General features: G+C 61.4%; 21 protein-coding genes. 12 read left to right on the top strand and 9 right to left on the bottom strand.

Going from position 1 to position 17,622, the window contains the following annotated elements:
- Positions 1–31 precede the first annotated feature (31 nt).
- The 4 genes from A6U86_RS31630 (at position 32) to A6U86_RS31615 (ending at position 2,461) form a co-directional block, all read left to right on the top strand.
- The gene (locus A6U86_RS31630) at positions 32–424 is read left to right on the top strand and encodes a tautomerase family protein (protein ID WP_068400528.1); all 393 of its coding nucleotides are present in this window, start codon (positions 32–34) and stop codon (positions 422–424) included.
- 5 nt (positions 425–429) lie between these two features.
- Complete coding sequence (locus A6U86_RS31625) at positions 430–825, top strand: cupin domain-containing protein (protein ID WP_068400220.1); 396 nt, start codon at positions 430–432, stop codon at positions 823–825.
- A 3-nt stretch (positions 826–828) separates the two neighbouring features.
- Positions 829–1,401, top strand: a complete 573-nt coding sequence (locus A6U86_RS31620; RefSeq protein ID WP_068400217.1) for a DUF4865 family protein — start codon at positions 829–831, stop codon at positions 1,399–1,401.
- Between the two features lie 88 nt (positions 1,402–1,489).
- Positions 1,490–2,461: a threonine/serine dehydratase gene (locus A6U86_RS31615; RefSeq protein WP_068400215.1), complete on the top strand. Its 972-nt coding sequence runs from the start codon at positions 1,490–1,492 to the stop codon at positions 2,459–2,461.
- 1 nt (position 2,462) lies between these two features.
- Here the strand turns inward: A6U86_RS31615 and A6U86_RS31610 are convergent, their stop codons facing one another.
- From A6U86_RS31610 to A6U86_RS31595, 4 genes are all read right to left on the bottom strand, one after another.
- Complete coding sequence (locus tag A6U86_RS31610) at positions 2,463–3,098, bottom strand: LysE family translocator (RefSeq protein ID WP_068400212.1); 636 nt, start codon at positions 3,096–3,098, stop codon at positions 2,463–2,465.
- Positions 3,099–3,431: 333 nt separating this feature from the next.
- A complete protein-coding gene (locus A6U86_RS31605) occupies positions 3,432–4,313 on the bottom strand; it encodes an NAD(P)-dependent oxidoreductase (protein WP_068400209.1) in 882 nt (293 codons plus the stop codon).
- A 129-nt stretch (positions 4,314–4,442) separates the two neighbouring features.
- Positions 4,443–5,882, bottom strand: a complete 1,440-nt coding sequence (pyk, locus tag A6U86_RS31600; RefSeq protein WP_068400207.1) for a pyruvate kinase — start codon at positions 5,880–5,882, stop codon at positions 4,443–4,445.
- The gene (locus tag A6U86_RS31595; RefSeq protein ID WP_068400525.1) at positions 5,882–6,370 is read right to left on the bottom strand and encodes a DUF1036 domain-containing protein; all 489 of its coding nucleotides are present in this window, start codon (positions 6,368–6,370) and stop codon (positions 5,882–5,884) included. The genes pyk and A6U86_RS31595 overlap by 1 nt, the downstream gene beginning before the upstream one ends.
- 203 nt (positions 6,371–6,573) lie before the next feature.
- Here A6U86_RS31595 and A6U86_RS31590 point away from each other — a divergent pair, with 203 nt between their 5' ends.
- The 3 genes from A6U86_RS31590 (at position 6,574) to A6U86_RS31580 (ending at position 8,126) form a co-directional block, all read left to right on the top strand.
- A complete protein-coding gene (locus A6U86_RS31590; RefSeq protein WP_068400204.1) occupies positions 6,574–7,368 on the top strand; it encodes an N-formylglutamate amidohydrolase in 795 nt (264 codons plus the stop codon).
- A 28-nt stretch (positions 7,369–7,396) separates the two neighbouring features.
- A complete protein-coding gene (locus A6U86_RS31585) occupies positions 7,397–7,702 on the top strand; it encodes a DUF1244 domain-containing protein (protein ID WP_068400201.1) in 306 nt (101 codons plus the stop codon).
- Positions 7,703–7,874: 172 nt separating this feature from the next.
- Entirely contained in the window at positions 7,875–8,126 is a 252-nt protein-coding gene (locus A6U86_RS31580) for a DUF2312 domain-containing protein (protein ID WP_068400198.1), read from the top strand.
- 89 nt (positions 8,127–8,215) lie between these two features.
- Here the strand turns inward: A6U86_RS31580 and A6U86_RS31575 are convergent, their stop codons facing one another.
- The 4 genes from A6U86_RS31575 to A6U86_RS31560 all read right to left on the bottom strand — a co-directional run bounded on the left by A6U86_RS31575 (position 8,216) and on the right by A6U86_RS31560 (position 12,933).
- The gene (locus tag A6U86_RS31575) at positions 8,216–9,268 is read right to left on the bottom strand and encodes a nitronate monooxygenase family protein (RefSeq protein ID WP_068400195.1); all 1,053 of its coding nucleotides are present in this window, start codon (positions 9,266–9,268) and stop codon (positions 8,216–8,218) included.
- A 66-nt stretch (positions 9,269–9,334) separates the two neighbouring features.
- A complete protein-coding gene (locus tag A6U86_RS31570; RefSeq protein WP_083197057.1) occupies positions 9,335–10,258 on the bottom strand; it encodes an NAD(P)-dependent oxidoreductase in 924 nt (307 codons plus the stop codon).
- 129 nt (positions 10,259–10,387) lie between these two features.
- The gene (locus tag A6U86_RS31565) at positions 10,388–11,479 is read right to left on the bottom strand and encodes a branched-chain amino acid aminotransferase (RefSeq protein WP_068400522.1); all 1,092 of its coding nucleotides are present in this window, start codon (positions 11,477–11,479) and stop codon (positions 10,388–10,390) included.
- Between the two features lie 191 nt (positions 11,480–11,670).
- Positions 11,671–12,933 (bottom strand): NAD(P)/FAD-dependent oxidoreductase, encoded by a 1,263-nt coding sequence (locus A6U86_RS31560; RefSeq protein WP_068400190.1) that lies wholly within the window; start codon positions 12,931–12,933, stop codon positions 11,671–11,673.
- A 202-nt stretch (positions 12,934–13,135) separates the two neighbouring features.
- Between A6U86_RS31560 and A6U86_RS31555 the strand changes: the two genes are divergently transcribed.
- The 5 genes from A6U86_RS31555 to copC all read left to right on the top strand — a co-directional run bounded on the left by A6U86_RS31555 (position 13,136) and on the right by copC (position 16,854).
- Positions 13,136–13,549 (top strand): hypothetical protein, encoded by a 414-nt coding sequence (locus tag A6U86_RS31555; RefSeq protein WP_068400187.1) that lies wholly within the window; start codon positions 13,136–13,138, stop codon positions 13,547–13,549.
- Positions 13,550–13,796: 247 nt separating this feature from the next.
- A complete protein-coding gene (locus tag A6U86_RS31550; RefSeq protein ID WP_068400184.1) occupies positions 13,797–15,164 on the top strand; it encodes a PepSY domain-containing protein in 1,368 nt (455 codons plus the stop codon).
- A 56-nt stretch (positions 15,165–15,220) separates the two neighbouring features.
- Complete coding sequence (locus tag A6U86_RS31545; protein ID WP_068400181.1) at positions 15,221–15,718, top strand: copper chaperone PCu(A)C; 498 nt, start codon at positions 15,221–15,223, stop codon at positions 15,716–15,718.
- Positions 15,719–15,767: 49 nt separating this feature from the next.
- Positions 15,768–16,361, top strand: a complete 594-nt coding sequence (locus A6U86_RS31540; RefSeq protein ID WP_068400521.1) for an SCO family protein — start codon at positions 15,768–15,770, stop codon at positions 16,359–16,361.
- A gap of 124 nt (positions 16,362–16,485) precedes the next feature.
- A complete protein-coding gene (gene copC, locus A6U86_RS31535; protein WP_068400179.1) occupies positions 16,486–16,854 on the top strand; it encodes a copper homeostasis periplasmic binding protein CopC in 369 nt (122 codons plus the stop codon).
- A gap of 58 nt (positions 16,855–16,912) precedes the next feature.
- On the opposite strand, the gene A6U86_RS31530 is transcribed toward copC, so the two are convergent.
- Complete coding sequence (locus A6U86_RS31530) at positions 16,913–17,614, bottom strand: polysaccharide deacetylase family protein (RefSeq protein ID WP_068400175.1); 702 nt, start codon at positions 17,612–17,614, stop codon at positions 16,913–16,915.
- Positions 17,615–17,622: the final 8 nt, after the last annotated feature.

The following is a 17,622-nucleotide window of genomic DNA, read 5'->3' as shown; positions in this document are numbered from 1 at the left end:
TCGTCAAGTGACACAGAAACAGGAGCGCCCCATGCCTTTCACCCGCATCACCCTTCTCCGCGGCAAGTCGCCCGAATATCTGAAGGCCCTGTCGGACAATTTTCACCGCGCCATGGTCGAAACATTCGATGTGCCGGCAGCCGATCGCTTCCACGCAATCCATCAGCTGGAGCCGCATGAACTGATCTTCGACCGGACCTATTTCGCCCCTACCCCGCGCTCGGACAATTATATCTTTTTCGATGTCACGATCGGCAAGCCGCGTAGCACCGAAGTCAAGAAGGCTTTCTACCGCCGGGCCGCCGAGCTTCTTGGCGAAGCACCTGGCGTCCGCCCGGAGGACATCATGATCACCATCACGACGGCTACGCGCGAGGACTGGTCCTTTGCAGATGGCCGTGCGCAGATGATCGAACAGAGCTGACCGCCATGCCGCAAACCATATCTCGCCAATCATCCGCGATCCACCGCGCCGGCACGAATATACGACCCTCGCCGGCCGGCATCGCTACCGCCCCCTTCTGGGTGGAAGCGCTGGTCGAGGGCAGCGAGGACGGCGACCTCACGGCCATGCGTTGCACGCTGGAACCCGGCGTCATGAGCCGCTGGCACACGCATCCGCACGGGCAGATTCTCTACGCGCTGTCCGGCGTCGGACTGGCTGAACGCTTCGGCGGCTCGGCTGAGGAACTGCGGGCCGGCGATTGCATCACCTTCGCGCCGAACGAACGCCATCGGCACGGCGCCGCACCTGAAAGCACCTTCGCCTATATCAGCATTCAGGCAGCCCAGGGCGGCAGCGCCGTCACCTGGCTAGAGGAGTGACCAATGATCGCCATGCAGTATAATTTCTCTCTTCCAGCGGATTACGACATGGCGATCATCGATCGCCGCATCCGCGACAAGGGACCCCTGCTCGACAATCTCCCCGGCCTGAAGTTCAAGGCCTATCTTACCGCCAGAAAGGGCAACCCGGCCACCAGGAGCCGGGATAACCTCTACGCACCCTTCTATGTCTGGCACGAGGAAGAGGCACAGAGCGATTTTATCTGCGGTCCCGGCTTCCAGGCCGTGACCGAGAGCTTCGGCAGACCTCAGGTGAACAGCTGGATTGCCTGGCATGCCGGGACTTCGGCGGATGTTTGCAACGCCAAGTTCGCCACAAGGGAGGTGGTGGCAATCGAACCGGATCAATCTCTTTCCGAGTTTCGCCGTAAAGAGAGCGACGTCGCCACTGCTGCGCTATCGCGCGCAGATGTGCTCGCCTCGGTCGTCGCCTTCGAGCCGACACGCTGGACGCTGGTGCGCTTCCGCCTCTTGGCCAATCCGCCGTCAGACATATCGGCATCGAGCATCCAGATTTACAATGTCGGCCATCTCTCGCTGCCGGGTGTGGACTGAAGTGTCATGGAGACAATCTCCTTGTTTTAAAGCGAAGTCGGGAGCTCTATGCATGGAAGGTCTTTCTGCAGCAGAAGAGTGATCCCCCATGGTCGATATCGCAATGATCGAAGCCGCCCGCGTTCGCCTCGGTGGCCGCGCGCGGCGCACACCGCTTCTCTCCTCGCCCTTCCTCGACGAGGTTGCCGGGCGCAAATTATTCGTGAAGGCCGAATGCCTGCAGCATTCCGGCTCCTTCAAGTTTCGCGGCGGCTGGTCGGCCGTGTCGGCACTGGAGCCTTCCGTGCGCGCCCGAGGCGTTATTGCTTTCTCATCCGGCAACCATGCGCAGGGCGTGGCGCTGGCAGCCCGGCTGCATGGCATCCCCGCCGTCATCATCATGCCGACGGACGCGCCCCGGCTGAAGATCGCCAATACTCGCGCCTTCGGCGCCGAAGTCGTGCTCTATGACCGTGTAAAGGAGGATCGCGACGAGATCGGCGCGCGCCTTTCGAAAGAGCGCGGCCTGACATTGATCAAACCTTTCGACGAGCCGCAAGTCATCGCCGGCCAGGGAACGACCGGCCTGGAGATTGCCGAGCAGGCAGCCGAGGAAGGTATCGAGGCTGCAAGCGTACTCGTCCCCTGCGGCGGCGGCGGCCTGACCTCGGGGATCGCGCTGGCGCTGGAATCCAGGGCACCGGGCTTCAAGGTGCGCCCGTGCGAACCGAAGAATTTCGACGACACCACCCGCTCGCTGGCATCGGGCAAGATCGAGCGCAATGCCGCGATGGAGGGCTCGATCTGCGACGCCATCATCACGCCGCAGCCGGGCAACATCACCTTCCCGATCCTGAAGCGCCTCTGCGGCCCTGGCCTCGTCGTAACCGACGAAGAGGCCCAGAAGGCTATGGCGCTCGCCTTCACCCGCCTGAAGATCGTCGTGGAACCGGGCGGCGCCGTCGCGCTAGCCGCGGCCCTTTTCCATGGCAAGGATATCGATGGTGACACGGTGATCGCCGTCACATCGGGCGGCAATGTGGATACCGAGGTCTTCGAGGCGGCCTTGAGCCTTGAGTAACTCAATTAGCAGCGCGGCGATAAAGCGCCAGCGATCCAGCAAGAGCCAGAAGCGCGCCACCACAGGCGCGCTCAAGCCACTTTGCTCCCGATGATTTCAGCACCCGCACGGCCTGCGACCCGAAAACCGCGTAGCCGAACATGATCGCAAAATCGAGCGAGGCGAAGATGGCGCCAAGGATCACATACTGTTGCAGCTGTGGAGCCGACGGATCGATGAACTGCGGCAAGAAGGCCGAGAAGAAGAGGTAGCCCTTGGGATTGGTGACGGCGACCATGAAGCTCTTCAGGGCGATGGAAAACGCGGTTCCCCTCAGCTGCTCCGCGCCGCTCTGCAGCATGCCGTCGATCGTCCCTTTCGAACGCAGCATCATGATGCCAAGAAAGGCGAGATAGGCAGCACCGACCCACTTCAGGGCGGAAAACCAGAACTCGGAGGCTGCAAGCAATGCCCCAAGGCCTATGGTCACCGCAGTGATCAGAACCGCATCCGAAAGCACGGCGCCGACCATGCCCGGCAGGGCGCGTCGCACCCCGTAACGCGAGCCGTTTGTCAGCGCCAGAAGCACGGTTGGCCCGGGTGTCGCGATACCAATGAAAGAGACGGCGGCGAAGGCTAGCAGCGTAGTGAGATGCATGATTTCCTCCTCTTTATGCGGGGAAGGTTGCATGCGGTGCGGCGCTTATCAAGGGGTTGCTTAAGAGAGACTCTCAGTGTGCCGCGCCTGCGACACCCCTCTCTGTCACTTCGTGACATCTCCCCCACAAGGGGGGAGATCATTGGGAGTTTGTCGCCGTCCTTTTAGAACCAACAAGCTACAGTTTCTGCGGATTCGATGTTCTTTTGAAACACATCTGTGCAACGGGTTGCCAATCTCCCCCCTTGTGGGGGAGATGTCACGATAGTGACAGAGGGGGGTATCTCTCCACAAAAACCCGACTGCCAATGGTGGCAGCCTCTTGCCCGTCAACTACTCCACCAACCCCGCATCCTTGGCGGCCAGTGCGCCGATCGCCGACCAATCGAGTTCCTCGCCGCCATGGGCAAGCAGGTTCAGGAACCGGTCGCGCAGCAGGCTCGCAAGCGGCAGCGGCACGTTTAGCGCCTCGCCGGCGGCCAGTGCCAACCGGATATCCTTCTGGCCGAGCGGCGCGGTGAAGCCGGCCGGCTTGAACTTGCGGTCGGCGATCAGCCCGCCATAGGTCTTATAGACGGGCGCGTTAAACAGCGTCGATGTCAGCAGATCGAGATAGGCATGCCTGTCGACACCACCCTTTTCGACCAGTGCCATGGCTTCGCCCAGAGACTCGATGACCGAGGCGATGAGGAAATTGCCACTAAGCTTGACAAGGTTGGCAGACTTCGGTTCCTCGCCGAGAACGAAGGTGCGCTGACCGATGGCGTCGAAAAGCGGCGTGACCGTCTCGATGGCATCGGGTGCGCCGGCAGCGGCGACAAACAGTTTCGCGGCGGCGGCGGCTTCCGGCCGGCCGAAAACCGGTGCGGCAACGAAGCGCTGACCGGCTGCTGCATGTTCCCCAGTCAGCCGCTCGGACAGAGCGACGCTGATCGTGCTTGCGGAGATGTGGACAGCTCCCTTGCCCAGGCTTGCGAGCACGCCGCCATCACCATGAACGACGGCCGAGAGCGCATCGTCATGAGCAAGCATGGTGAAGACGGCATCGCCGCCGCAGGCATCCGCAACCGTCGCCGCGACCTTCGCGCCCTCACCGGCCAAAGCCTCTGCCTTGTCGCGCGAACGATTATAGACCGTCACCTCGTGGCCAGCCTTCAGAAGATTGGCCGCCATGGCGCTGCCCATCTGCCCTAATCCGATAAATCCGACTTTCATTGGCATATCTCCTTCTCAATCCGCCTGCTCCGGGGGAATTGCAGGCAATTTGGCTTCAAGAAAAAACCCGCCGTCTTTCGACAGCGGGTTTCGGATGGCTCAGGTGCTGCCGCAATCGGATGTCGGCAATCACACGCCGGACTGGCCGTCCGAACCGATATAGGCGATGCGCAGCATATTGGTGGCGCCAGGCGTGCCAAGCGGTACGCCGGCCGAGATGATGATGCGATCGCCGGGCTTGCCGAAACCTTCCTCGGCAACGATGCGGCAGGCATTGTTGACCATGTCGTCCGGATCGGTCGCGTCATGCGTGACTACGCAATGCAGACCCCATACGACCGAAAGACGGCGCGCCGTCTGGATGCTCGGCGACAGCGCAAGGATCGATACCTGCGGGCGCTCGCGCGAAGCGCGCAGGCCTGTCGTCCCGGAGGACGTGTAACAGACGATGGCGGCAAGCTTCAGCGTTTCGGCAATCTGGCGCGCGGCGAGCGAGATGGCGTCGGCACCGGTTGCTTCGGGCTGGGCACGCTGGGCGTAGATGATGCCCGGATAATGCGGCTCGCGCTCGATGGTGCTTGCGATGGAAGCCATCGTCGACACGGCTTCAACCGGATAGTCGCCAGATGCGGATTCAGCCGAGAGCATGACGGCATCGGCGCCTTCGAAAACGGCGGTTGCAACGTCGGAAACTTCAGCGCGGGTCGGAACCGGCGAAGAGATCATTGATTCCAGCATCTGCGTGGCAACGACCACGGGCTTGCCGGAACGGCGGCAGGCGCGGATCAGCTGCTTCTGGATACCAGGAACGGATTCGAGCGGCATTTCGACGCCGAGGTCGCCGCGAGCCACCATCAAGGCGTCGGAAAGCTCGATGATTTCCTCAATGCGCTCGACGGCCTGCGGCTTTTCGATCTTCGACATCAGGCCGACGCGGCCGTGGGAGATCTTGCGAACTTCCGTCAGGTCTTCAGGGCGCTGAATGAAGGACAGGGCGACCCAGTCGACTTCGTTGGTGGCGAGAACGGCATCGAGGTCGATACGGTCCTTCTCGGTCAAAGCGCCAACGCCGAGCAGCGTATCGGGCAGGCTGACGCCCTTGCGATCCGAAATCTTCGTGCCGGAAATAACGGTTGTGACGATGCTCTTGCCGTCGCATTTTTCGGCACGTAGCGCCAACTTGCCATCGTCGATCAGCAGGCGGTGGCCAGGCTGGACCGATTCCAGAATTTCCGGATGCGGAAGGAAAACGCGGGTGTTGTCGCCGGGCGTGTCCTGATTGTCGAGCGTAAAGGTCTGGCCGGGCTTCAGATCGACCTTGCCTTCGGCAAACTTGCCAACGCGCAGCTTGGGACCCTGCAAGTCAGCGAGAATACCGATCGGGCGGCCGCAACGGCTTTCGACGGCGCGAATGCGCTGAATGACCGCACGCATCACATCATGGCTGGCATGGCTCATGTTGATGCGGAACAGGTCTGCGCCGGCTTCATGAAGCTTCTGGATCATCTCCTCCGAAGAGGAGGCCGGCCCGAGCGTGGCGAGGATTTTGACTTTTCTGTTGCGTCTCATCAGTTCTGGCTTTCCTGGCTGCCCGGGGTATCGGAGAGCTGAACCATCCAACTCGCCTGACGCCCCGTGTCGTATTCCTTGAATCCCATCTTCTGGTAGCCACGAGCGTAGCAGTCCTTCACGCCTGGGATTTTAAATTCGTTTTCCGCCACGCACATTTCGACGTCGCCCACCCATCGGCCACCGCGAGCCGCGTCTTCTGCGTAGAGGTAATAATAGCGGGACTGGAGCGGTCCCTCGATCAAAGTGGCACAGGTATTGGCCGGAATTTGCCACCAGCCCTCGGTCACCCAGCCTTCCTTTGCCCTATAGCCGATCGCCACGCCGACGAGATTCTGTGTGCCGTTGCACGTTCGGAAATCGGCGCGAGCCGCATTCGGCATGAAGAAAAACGGCGCTGCCGCAGCAAGGATGAGAAAGGCGATTCGGCTGAGCGGACCTGACCGCTTAACGAAACTTGGCGCGACTTGGCTGGACACGGCTTCCAATTGGCTCCCGGTTATTCGTCGTTGCGTCTTCTTGCGCTGCCATCCCATGAATGTCAACGCAACTCTAATCGATTATATTTTCTTCACGGGATGGTGACGGCATCCCGTGCCGCTCTTCATCCGATCGAAGCTGCGAACCTTGCACCTTCCATCCGCGCATGCAATCAAACAAAGAGTTGAAAATACAATAATCGACAATCCACATGACCGACTTCAGATCTTTTGAAATCCTATCCGGCAATCGTGACAAAGGCATGGTCATTCTCGGAGATCATGCCATGCGGCATCTGCCCGAGCGTTATGGCCGCCTGGGGCTACCGGAAACCGCCTTTTCTCGACACATCGCCTACGATATCGGCATCGAAAGCCTGTGCCGTCATCTCTGCGAGAGGCTTGATGTGCCGGGCGTGCTAGGCGGCTTTTCCCGCCTGCTGATCGATCCGAACCGCGGCGAGGACGACCCCACCCTGATCATGAAGATCTCCGACGGCGCGATCATTCCGGGCAATCACCCGATCACCGACGAGGAATGGAACTACCGTATTGAGGCCTTCCACCGGCCCTACCACCGCGCCGTCGAGGAAACAATCGCCTCGGTGGCCGAAGCGACGGGCAAGGCGCCGCTGGTGCTGTCGATGCATTCCTTCACGCCGGCCTGGAAGGGTGTCGCGAGACCCTGGCATGCGAGCGTGCTCTGGGACAGCGACGATCGCGCAGTCGCGCCGCTCCTTGCAAAACTCGGTGCCGATACCGATCTCGTCATTGGCGACAACGAGCCTTACGACGGCGCATTGCGAAACGACACCATGTTTCGCCATTGCATGAAGACGGGTATCCCACATGCGCTGCTGGAGGTTCGCCAGGATCTGATCGGCGACGAGGCCGGCATCGTCGAATGGGCCGATCGGCTCACCCAGATCTTCGCCGAGATGAATGCCGATCCGGCACTGCACGAATACAAGCGATATCCGTCGCGCACAGGTCCCTACGAGGCATGATGCGGCGAGCGAATCGAGGAGAAGAGAGATGAGCACGCTGACCAAGGAACAACAGACCGAGTTGGAAGCCGCTGCCTTCCGCCGTCTTGTGGCGCACCTGCGCGAACGCAGCGACGTTCAGAACATCGACCTGATGAATCTCGCCGGCTTTTGCCGCAATTGCCTGTCCAACTGGTACCGCGAAGCAGCCGAAGAATCAGGCCTGCCCGTCAGCAAGGACGAGTCACGCGAGATGGTCTATGGCATGCCCTATGAGGATTGGAAGAACCTGCATCAGGGCGAAGCCTCGGCTGTGCAAAAAGCCGCTTTCGAGCAGAACAAGCCGAAAGAATAGCCTCGCTTTGGCCAATACGGCTTGACCTTCCGCTTCATTCGCGGCAGTTCAACTGCCCAATCGAATTCGAAATCCCGCGCAAGCCCTGAAGCGAAGTGCAGCATCGGTAGACCCGCCGATCACATTTGCAACCGGCTTCAAGCGACCCTCTAGGACCCTTTAGGAGAAGTGCATGGAAGAGAGCAGCGTTGAGAATGTAGCCGCAGCGGAACTGCGTCAGTTCATCGAACGGATCGAACGTCTGGAAGAAGAAAAGGCCGCGATCGGCAGCGACATCAAGGATGTCATGGGCGAAGCCAAGGGTCGTGGCTACGACACCAAGGCGATCCGTACCATCATTCGTCTTCGCAAGAAGGACGCCAACGAGCGCCTGGAAGAAGAATCCATCCTGCAGACCTACATGGCCGCACTCGGCATGGAATAATCGAGGCTAACCTCAGCCTGTTTGCATGAATTGGAGCCGGCTTGCCGGCTCCTTTACTTTCTGAGGCGCAAAGATCGCCCGATACGGGATCACTGCTCGAAAAGACGATCGATCAGCGCAGCCGCACTCCCCTGCCAAAGCTCGCCCTTGCCGGTGCCGGCCCAGAGCGACAGGAAATCGGCCGACCCCTTGGCGGTCGATGCGCCCCGAATATCCCGCGTGAATTTGTTCTGCGCAGGAAAGGGAAGGATGGCAGCGCCCTTCGTCTCCATCTCATCCATGAAACGGTTTTCGAGGCCACGGGCAAAACGGCCGGAAAAGACGCGCGTCGTGCGTGTCCTGCGCTCCGGCGTTGCCAGAAGTTTCACCCGATAGGGTGCAGACGTCCCGGCTTCCGCGCAGGCCAAGAAAGCGGTGCCCACCTGCACGGCTTGCGCACCGGCCTGCAGAACCGCGCGAACATCGCTTGCCGTCATGATGCCGCCGGCCGCGATCAGGGGCACGCGGATCTTTCCGACACTTTGCGCCAGAAGATCGCGGAGGTCGATTGCCGGATCCGACGCATGGGCATCGAAGATGCCGCGATGGCCGCCAGCCTCGAACCCCTGCAGCGTGACCGCGTCGACACCGCTGTCTTCAAGCGCCTTCGCCTCTTCCGGCGTCGTTGCGGTGCCGATCAGCGGGATGCCGGCCTTCTTTGCCGCGCGGATATGGTCGGCGGGCAGCAACCCGAAGACGAAGCTGAAGCAGGCGGGCTTAATGCGCAGCACGGCTTCGAACTGCACGTCGAAATCCTCTTCATAAGGAGCGCTCAGCTGCGGCGGCGGCAACTGCAGCTCTTCACGATAACCCGCCGTCGCCTCGACGGCCCTTTCCAGCTGATCCGGCGCGACGTCGGGGATCGAATGAGGAATGAACAGATTGATCGAAAATGGCTTGTCGGTCCGCTGGCGCACCTGAGCGGCAAAGGCCTCGATCGCCGCCGCGTTGGAGTAAGCGCCTCCCATGGCGCCGAGCGCGCCCGCAGCCGAGGCGGCGGCCACGAGGTCCGAAGATGAAGGACCGCCGGCCATCGGGGCAACGATCAATGGATGCTTCAATCCGAGCTTCTGAAATAGATTGCTGTCTGTAGCGGCAGACATGTCGATCTTCCTTTCGGGAATACCTGTCTAAGTCTCAACTCAACATAGGCATTCGCAAGCTGTTTCCTAGGAGCGACCAAGCGCCGCGGTGCGCGCTTCGATGGCCTTGAGCACCGAGGACATATCGAGCCTGCCGTTGCCGAGTTCGACGCTCTCGCCATACAGTTCGCGGCATAGATCGAGCACCGGCGACGCCATGCCGGCGGTTCGTGCCGCCTGCGCAATCAGATTGGTGCTGTTGAAGGCATCGGCGGTCGCCGCCTGCACGGAAAAATCTCCGGCGATCAGCTTCGGGATCTTCACGCGTGTCAGATCGCTGGCCATCGGACCGGAATCGATCGCCGCCTGAAACCTCGAGAGATCGAGCCCGTTCTGGCTTGCGAAATGCGCCGCTTCGGCCAATCCGGCAAGCGTCGTGCAAAGATAGAGATTGACGGCGAGCTTCATGAGGAGCGCGTTGCCGACCGGCCCGCACAGGATCGTTTCGCGGCACATGGGGGCAAGCAGCGGGCGCACTTCGGCAACAGCCTCCGGATCGCCACCGAGCAGCGAGACCAGTTGGCCCATCTCCGCAGGCTTCCGCGAGCCCGAAACCGGCGCTTCCACATAGCGGCCGCCTGCTGCAACAATCTCGGCGGCAAGACCACGCGAATAATCCGGCGGATTGGACCCCATCGAAACCACGATATGGCCGGAAACCAGCTTGGCAAAGCCTGGCGTGCCGCGTTGCAGGACCTCGTCCAGCACCGCCTCGTTGACTAGCATCAGCATGACGATGCGCGTCCGCTCGAACACCTCTTCCACAATTGTTGCAACAGCCGCACCAGCCTCACGCAGCGGATCGGCGGCTGCCGGCGACCGGTTCCACACGACGAGCCGCGTGCCGGCTCTTGCGAGATTGAGTGCCATCGGCTGGCCCATGACGCCGAGACCGACAAAGCCGATCTCCTCGCCCGGCTCGGCGCCGGGACGTTCGCTTGCGTTGCTCATCATAACAACTCCGAAGTTTCGGGTGACTATGCGATCTCACATGTCAGAGCTCGGCGGGATAGTTCTTCCCGCCGAGTATCGATCCATCACCCGGTCAGGACCGGTTACGGATCTTGCGTCTGCGCCAGCTTAGAACAGCCGGTCCAGCCACTCGTTCTTGTCCGGAGCGCGGCCGAACTGGATGTCCGTCAGCGCCGCCTTCAGTTTCAGCGTTACAGGGCCGGCATTACCGTCGCCGATGATGAAGCCATGCTTGCGTCCCTTCAACTTGCCGATCGGCGTCACGACTGCTGCCGTGCCGCAGGCAAAGGCTTCGCGCAGGCGTCCGCTCTCGACATCGGCCTGCCATTGATCGATGGCATAAGGCTCTTCGCGAACGGTCAGGCCCATGTCGCGCCCGAGCTTGATCAGCGAGTCGCGCGTGATACCGGGCAGGATCGTGCCGGTCAGCGGCGGTGTCTGCAGCGAGCCATCTTCGAAGACGAAGAAGATGTTCATGCCGCCAAGCTCTTCGATCCAACGCTTCTCGACAGCATCGAGGAAGACGACCTGCTCGCAGCCCTCACGCTGGCCTTCGGCAAGCGCCGAAAGGCTTGCGGCGTAGTTGCCGCCGCACTTGGCAGCACCGGTGCCGCCGGGAGCGGCACGCGTGAAATTCTCGGAAAGCCAAAGCGTGACAGCCGATGCGCCGCCCTTGAAATAGGAGGCTACCGGAGAAGCAATGACGCAATAGAGATAGTCGGTCGCAGGCCTTGTGCCGAGCGCCGCTTCCGAGCCGATCATGAACGGCCGGAGATAGAGCGAGGCGCCCTCGGCCGTCGGAATCCACTCGCGGTCGATCTTCACCAGTTCCCGCACGGATTCGACGAACAGGTCTTCAGGCAGGGTCGGCATGGCCAGCCGCTCGGCCGAATTGTGGAAACGCCGCGCATTGGCGGTGGGGCGGAAAAGTGCCGCTCCGCCGTCAGGCAGATGATAGGCCTTCATGCCCTCGAAGATTTCCTGCGCATAATGGAGCACCACGGTCGCCGGATCGAGAGCCAGCGCCTTGCGCGGCTCGATCTTGGCGCTGTGCCAACCGCGATCCTGCGAATAATGGATCGTTGCCATGTGATCGGTGAATATGCGTCCGAAGCCCGGATTCTGCAGCAGGGTTTCCCGCTCGCTGGCCGTTGCCGGATTTGGATTTTTCTGAATGTCGAACGTCACGCCGTTACTCATGGCTCCTCCAATGCTTTGTCCATCACGGCTTTCGCCGCCCATCTCCCGAGAGAAAATCTAAACCAAATCGGGTGGTATTTGATTGCGTTTACGCCTATTGCCGCGCAAGTTTAAGAGCGCTTCGCACGAATTTTTGACGTGAATCGCTATTTTTCGCTCCGAAGCGCATCGCCTGTCCCATCGAGCTGGCATCAGAGCGCTTTTGCGACCGCTTCCGCCGCAACAACCCCGCTTTCATAGGCACCATGCGCGGTCGAATATCGCGTCTTCGAGCACGCCTCCCCGGCGAAGAACAGACGATCGTTGCAGGGCGCCGCCAAAACACCGCGCAGATCCGAAGCACCAGGTGTCGCATAGGAATAGGAGCCGCCGACAAATGGCTCGCTCGCCCAGGCCGACATGACGAGAGGGGAAAGTTTCTTGCCGATATCAGCGCCGAAAACGCGCTTCAGCTGCTCCACCGAGAAGGCGAAGGCAGCGTCCGTTCCCTGCCGTTCGAGATCGAGCGCGAGATCGGCGGCAAAATAGGCTTCGATAACAGGCGCGCCGAACGGCCTCAGCTGATAGGCTCCGGTGCGCCGGCTCTCCCGCGATCCCATGACATGCGTATCCTCGGGAAACATCTCCGGTTCGGACACATGGATGAAAAGCTTGTCCGCCAATCCGAGAGGCAGCCGCGAGGCCGCCTCGATCTTTTCCGGAAGCGGCGGCGAGAAAGTGATCCGCTCGGCGGCAAGGACATTGGTGGAGACGGCCAGGATCACCGCCTTTGCCTTCAGCTCGCCCTTATCAGTCGAAAGCACGACATGATCCGCAGCCGTATGGTCGACGCGGCGGACTTCCACACCGAGAAGGGTCGGCACCGGCAAGCCATGGGTGGCCACAAGCGTGCCGTAACCCTGCAGCACGCGCCAGTCCGGACCGGGGCCGGGATCGTAGCGGCCAAGGTCGATCACCGAGGACTTCGGCAGCTCCGCCCCGGTCATGAACGCGCCGACCGCGTAAAGCCGCTCGATCCACGGATCATCGGGCGCGAGCATGGTCGACAGATCTGTGTCGGCAACGCCGTCATAGGCGTCGACCCGCTCGAAGAATTCGGCGACGGCCCCTGCCGCCGCCTTCACCCCCGGCTCTTTGCCTTCCAGCTGCCGGCTGCCGTCGCTCCAGGGTGCGGGCGTGCGATCGACTGTCAGGCCGATCTCTTCGGTAATCTTCGTCCAGGGATTGGTGCGTGCGCCGTGCAGCCAGCCGCAGCCGAGGTCGAGCGCGGCTCCTTCGGCGCCGAAGGGATGGATCGTCCGCGCCCGCCCGCCGACCCGATCGGAGGCTTCGAGCAAAACGACCGAAAGGTCGGGCCGAAGCGCTTGCAGCCGCCGGGCAGCTCCGACGCCGGCGGCACCAGCACCGATAACGGCAACGTCGACTTCGCCGCCTTTCCAGGACACGATGGGCATTCCATTTCCTTTTCGCACAAACGCCTGGAGGCGGACTGCTTCAGAACGATGAACGACACAGCGCCTTGCCAGTTAGTCGGCTCAGGCTTTCCGACCAATCTGTAGCTGACCTGCGCGCGGTATGTAAACGGGCACACCAAGACGCATACCAAATTGCCGCATTGAGCTGCGGCGGCGAATGTCGTAGTTGCTTTGGACAATAATGGGGAGAATCGTGCGGAAGCGGATCTTTAGGACAACGCGGTTGCTGGTGCGCATTCTATGCGCCATCGCATTGCTGTCCGTCGGTTTCGCGCATCGCCCGGCTGTATCAGCCGCCGAACTCACCCCCCTCGAGCTTGCCCAATACCGTCTGCCGGATGGAACCCTGCCGGTTCTCTGCGTCACCGAAAGGACGCCCGACGGCAAGGAGCACAGCAAGGCCTATATGCCAGGATGCGAGGCATGCCGCATCTCCGCCGCCATCCTGCTTCCCACCCCGCCGACCGACATCTGCGAGCATCTCGCCTTTGTCCGGGAAGATGTCGTCGTTGCCAGAAGCGAGACATTCCGCCGGCAGCTTTATCCGCCCAATAGCGGCCCCCGCGCTCCCCCTGCTCTTCGAACCCTTGCCTGAACCTGCGTCGCGGCCTCTGCCGTAACGTTTGTCTTCAACGGCGGCCGGACCATGCACGAGAGTTGATCGTGCCGGCTGCGGGTGAGATGGCTCCTTGCCGATGTCCCGACACACGACGGATATCCTGATTGTCCGCTTCGCAAGCGACATCGGCACAAGCCGCGACCGGACAGGTCGCCACTCCCGCAGACGGGCACATCCCTCGCAACGGATCATTCCCTGCCGCCGGAGCTTCGGAGAGTTCCCAATGTCTGCCTTCACCGCGGCCGAGCCTGCCGCAACCGCATCGGACCAGATCTCGCTCTATCGAGCGATCTGGCGCTGGCACTTCTTCGCCGGCCTGCTCGTCATTCCCTTTCTGCTCAACCTGGCGATCACCGGATCCATCTATCTCTTCAAGGATCAGATCGCCGACACCTTCTATGCCCACCGCAACATCGTCGCCGATACAGGCCCGATGCTATCGCCACAAAAGATCGTCGATGCGGCACTGGCTGCCATGCCAGGCACCGCGGCGACATCCTATCGCGAGCCTGCGGCGGGAGACCGATCCGCCCTGGTGACAGTGTCGAAAGGCGGCCAATCGACGTTCGTCTACGTCAATCCCCATGATGGTGAGGTAGTCGGCTCTGTCGGCTCGAAGGAGGAATTCAGCTGGGTCGTCAAACGCATCCACAGCCTCGAATATTTCGGAACATGGACCAACCGCATCATCGAGATCGTCGGTGGCTTCGCGCTGATGCTTGTCGTGACGGGCATCTATCTCTGGTGGCCGCGACGCCAGACCGGCGGCATCCTCACCGTTCGCGGCACGCCGTCCCGCCGCGTCTTCTGGCGCGATCTTCATGCCGTCACCGGCGCAATCGCCGGCATCGTCATCTTCTTCCTCGCCTTCAGCGGCATGCCCTGGTCGGGCTATTGGGGCGCCAATGTCAATGCGTGGCTGACCGCCAAGGATCTCGGCTATCCCGCGGCCCTCTGGGACAATGTGCCCACATCGACGAAAGTCACGCAGGATATCGTCAACCGCCCCGGCTGGATCGTCGAGAACGCGCCAGTGCCGCTCTCCGGCGCGGCAGCGGCGTCGAAGTCGATCGGCCTGGACAAGGCGGTGGAGATCGCCAGGGGACTGGGCATGGCGCCCGGCTTCAGCATTGCGCTACCTTCCGACGAGACGGGCGTCTTCACCGCCTCGATCTTCCCCAAGGATCTCTCCCAGGAACGCACCGTCCATATCGACCAATATTCCGGCAAGCCGCTGGTCGATCTCTCCTTCGATCAATATCCGGCATTCGGCCAGGCGATCGAATGGGGCATCAATGTTCACCAGGGGCAGGAATGGGGCCTCTTCAACCAGTTGCTGATGCTGGCGACCTGTATCGCCATCGTCCTCAGCTGCGTCACCGCTGTCATGATGTGGTGGAAGCGCCGGCCGGCCGGCCGTCTCGGCGTGCCGCCCATGCCGCCGCAGAAGTCCGTCTATATCGGGCTGTGGCTGATTGCGATCGTCTTCGGCGCGGCCTTTCCCTTAAGCGGCCTCGCTGTCGTCGCGATGCTGGTGGTTGATCAGACAGTCATCCGTTTCGTGCCCCCACTGAAACGCTTCTTCTCATGAAAGGCTGCGCGGCAGGACCTGCCGCGCGGCACCCAGATCCCCAGAGGAAACCGATCATGAACCGATTTATCAGCTCCTTCGCCGCCGCCAGCCTCTGCCTCACGGTTCCCGGGCTGGCTTTCGCCGCCGAAACAATGCTTGGAAAGCTCAAGATCGCCGCTCCCTATGTGAGGGCCATGGTGCCAGGCGCCGAGGTCGGCGGCGGCTATGTGACCATCACCAATACCGGCGGCGCCGATGACCGGTTGATCGCAGCCAGCTCGTCGAGAGCGGTCAAGGTCGAGATCCATGAGATGAAGATGGATAACGACGTCATGGTGATGCGCAAGCTCGAGAAGGGCCTGCCGCTGCCCGCCGGCAAGAGGGTTCAGCTGAAGCCCGGCAGCTATCACCTCATGTTCATGGACGTCATCGACCCCTTCAAGCAGGGCGAGACAATCCGGGCGAAACTGACCTTCGAAAAGGCCGGCTCGATCGATGTCGATTTCCCCGTGGGTTCGGCGGTTGCAAGCAAGGCGGACAACGGGGGCGACCATGCCAACGCAGCTGAATGAACGGCGCGGCGGCAGCCGCGCATCCCTTCACGCCAAGGAGGAGAAGCCGATGTTCACGAAAGAATGGTCGATCCCCGCCATCCTGACGGTCTTCCTGCTCAGCATTTGCGGCTTGATCGCCTACTTCACCTGGAGCTTGATGCCATCAGCGAAGGGAGCGGAGGAGCACATCGGCTCCTCTTTCAACCTTATCGACGACCGGGGCCAGCCGATGACCGCGCTGGCTCTCAAGGGCCACCCGTCGCTCATCTACTTCGGCTACACCCATTGCCCGGATGTCTGCCCGACCACGCTGTTCGAAATGGCCGGCTGGCTGAAGACGCTGGGACCGGAGGCGGACAAGCTCAAAGCCTATTTCTTCTCCGTGGACCCTGAGCGCGACACGCCGGAGGTCATGCACAAATACACCGGCAATTTCACCGATCGTATCACCGGCGTTACCGGCACCCCCACGGAAATGCAGAAGGCCATCAAGGATTGGCGCATCTATGCCAAGAAAGTGCCTTCGCCCGATGGCGATTACACGATGGATCATACCGCCTCGGTTCTCCTCGTCGGCGCCGACGGCAATCTGCGCGGTCTCATTGCCTACGGGGAAGACAAGGACGTCGCCCTGCAAAAGATCCGCAATCTTCTGAAATGAGCGGCATTGGCCGCCCGCACGCACCCCATCGGTAGCAATCCGAACGGGATATAAGAGGCGACATCCGTCGCCATCAAACCTGCCGCAGCCCCCTGCGGCGCTTCAATGGAAAAGGAAGACCGACATGACTCGGATGAAGACGCTGCTACTCGTGACTGCCGCCGCCAGCATGGCCTTCGCAGGCCAGGCCCTGGCGCACGCTCACCTGAAGTCCTCCGCGCCGGCGGCCGACAGCGCCGTCAAGCAAGCCCCTTCGGAACTGGACCTCACCTTCACCGAGGGTCTGAACCTGAAGTTCAGCGGAGTGACGGTTACCGGACCGGACAAGAAGACGGTCAAAACAGGCGCCTCTTCGCTGATGGACGGTGACAAGACGCTAATGGTGCCCGTCAGCGACAAGCTTGCACCCGGCAAGTACACGGTCGAATGGCACGCGCTCTCGACCGACGGCCACAAGACCAACGGTGCCTACACATTCACCATTGCGCCTTGATCAAGCCTTTCCGGGGCGGCTTCCAGCCGCTCCGGCGACATTGGTGGCTATGGGTGGTTTAACCGAATGTGCATTTCTTGACGAAATGCAGCCAGCTGTCGTTGCGCCGGATCGTCGCGCGCGGCAGGCCGAAGGGGTCGTCTCCCGGCCGCGCCCTTCCGCGCCGTGTCGTGGTCGCGGCACTATAGCCGGCCTCATAGGCCAGCACTCGATCAAGCGGTGTCTCATCGCCATAGGGAAAGCAAAAGGACGAAACGCCCTCGTCCAGCAAGTCTTCCAGCAGACCGCGCGAATCCGAGATCTGGCGGCGCGCATCTTCCATCGGCAATTGCGGGAGATGAACGTGATCGAGCGTGTGCGAGCCGACTTCATGCCCGAGGCTGCTCCACCGGCGCAGCTGCTCCACAGACATGCAAGGTGCTGGCGCCACGCCAAGCGGCAGGTCCCAGACATTGCCGCCGCCGATCTGGTTCACGACAACGAAATTCGTGGCGGTGAAGCCGAATTCCTGCAGCACTGGCAACGCATTCTCGAAGACGTTCAAATAGCTGTCGTCGAAAGTGATGGCGGCGACCCTGCCTGCCTTCACTCCGGTGATGTAGGGCATTGCCTCGCGCAGTGACAGGCCTTGAATTCCAAGCCTCTTCAACCATTCCATCTGGCGACGGAAGGCTTCCGGATGGACGGTCATGCTTCTGAACGGCGCCTTGCTCGAAGGTGGCACCGCAATCTGATGATATGCGAGAATTGGAACGGACAAGTTTGATC

Source organism: Rhizobium sp. AC27/96, from assembly GCF_001692325.1.
Taxonomy (GTDB): domain Bacteria; phylum Pseudomonadota; class Alphaproteobacteria; order Rhizobiales; family Rhizobiaceae; genus Rhizobium.
Note: the sequence above shows the minus strand (reverse complement) of the source record. Positions and strands in the feature narration are given on the sequence as shown.

What these genes read in the sequence shown, in the direction of transcription:
- A6U86_RS31625 (WP_068400220.1), top strand. Translation starts at nt 430, where the DNA reads ATGCCGCAAACCATATCTCGCCAATCATCCGCGATCCACCGCGCCGGC.
- A6U86_RS31575 (WP_068400195.1), bottom strand. Translation starts at nt 9,268, where the DNA reads ATGTCTGCCGCTACAGACAGCAATCTATTTCAGAAGCTCGGATTGAAG.
- A6U86_RS31550 (WP_068400184.1), top strand. Translation starts at nt 13,797, where the DNA reads ATGTCTGCCTTCACCGCGGCCGAGCCTGCCGCAACCGCATCGGACCAG.
- A6U86_RS31610 (WP_068400212.1), bottom strand. Translation starts at nt 3,098, where the DNA reads ATGCATCTCACTACGCTGCTAGCCTTCGCCGCCGTCTCTTTCATTGGT.
- A6U86_RS31565 (WP_068400522.1), bottom strand. Translation starts at nt 11,479, where the DNA reads ATGAGTAACGGCGTGACGTTCGACATTCAGAAAAATCCAAATCCGGCA.
- A6U86_RS31580 (WP_068400198.1), top strand. Translation starts at nt 7,875, where the DNA reads ATGGAAGAGAGCAGCGTTGAGAATGTAGCCGCAGCGGAACTGCGTCAG.
- A6U86_RS31570 (WP_083197057.1), bottom strand. Translation starts at nt 10,258, where the DNA reads ATGAGCAACGCAAGCGAACGTCCCGGCGCCGAGCCGGGCGAGGAGATC.
- A6U86_RS31585 (WP_068400201.1), top strand. Translation starts at nt 7,397, where the DNA reads ATGAGCACGCTGACCAAGGAACAACAGACCGAGTTGGAAGCCGCTGCC.
- pyk (WP_068400207.1), bottom strand. Translation starts at nt 5,882, where the DNA reads ATGAGACGCAACAGAAAAGTCAAAATCCTCGCCACGCTCGGGCCGGCC.
- A6U86_RS31630 (WP_068400528.1), top strand. Translation starts at nt 32, where the DNA reads ATGCCTTTCACCCGCATCACCCTTCTCCGCGGCAAGTCGCCCGAATAT.
- A6U86_RS31615 (WP_068400215.1), top strand. Translation starts at nt 1,490, where the DNA reads ATGGTCGATATCGCAATGATCGAAGCCGCCCGCGTTCGCCTCGGTGGC.
- A6U86_RS31560 (WP_068400190.1), bottom strand. Translation starts at nt 12,933, where the DNA reads ATGCCCATCGTGTCCTGGAAAGGCGGCGAAGTCGACGTTGCCGTTATC.
- A6U86_RS31590 (WP_068400204.1), top strand. Translation starts at nt 6,574, where the DNA reads ATGACCGACTTCAGATCTTTTGAAATCCTATCCGGCAATCGTGACAAA.
- A6U86_RS31540 (WP_068400521.1), top strand. Translation starts at nt 15,768, where the DNA reads ATGTTCACGAAAGAATGGTCGATCCCCGCCATCCTGACGGTCTTCCTG.
- copC (WP_068400179.1), top strand. Translation starts at nt 16,486, where the DNA reads ATGACTCGGATGAAGACGCTGCTACTCGTGACTGCCGCCGCCAGCATG.
- A6U86_RS31605 (WP_068400209.1), bottom strand. Translation starts at nt 4,313, where the DNA reads ATGAAAGTCGGATTTATCGGATTAGGGCAGATGGGCAGCGCCATGGCG.
- A6U86_RS31545 (WP_068400181.1), top strand. Translation starts at nt 15,221, where the DNA reads ATGAACCGATTTATCAGCTCCTTCGCCGCCGCCAGCCTCTGCCTCACG.
- A6U86_RS31620 (WP_068400217.1), top strand. Translation starts at nt 829, where the DNA reads ATGATCGCCATGCAGTATAATTTCTCTCTTCCAGCGGATTACGACATG.
- A6U86_RS31555 (WP_068400187.1), top strand. Translation starts at nt 13,136, where the DNA reads ATGGGGAGAATCGTGCGGAAGCGGATCTTTAGGACAACGCGGTTGCTG.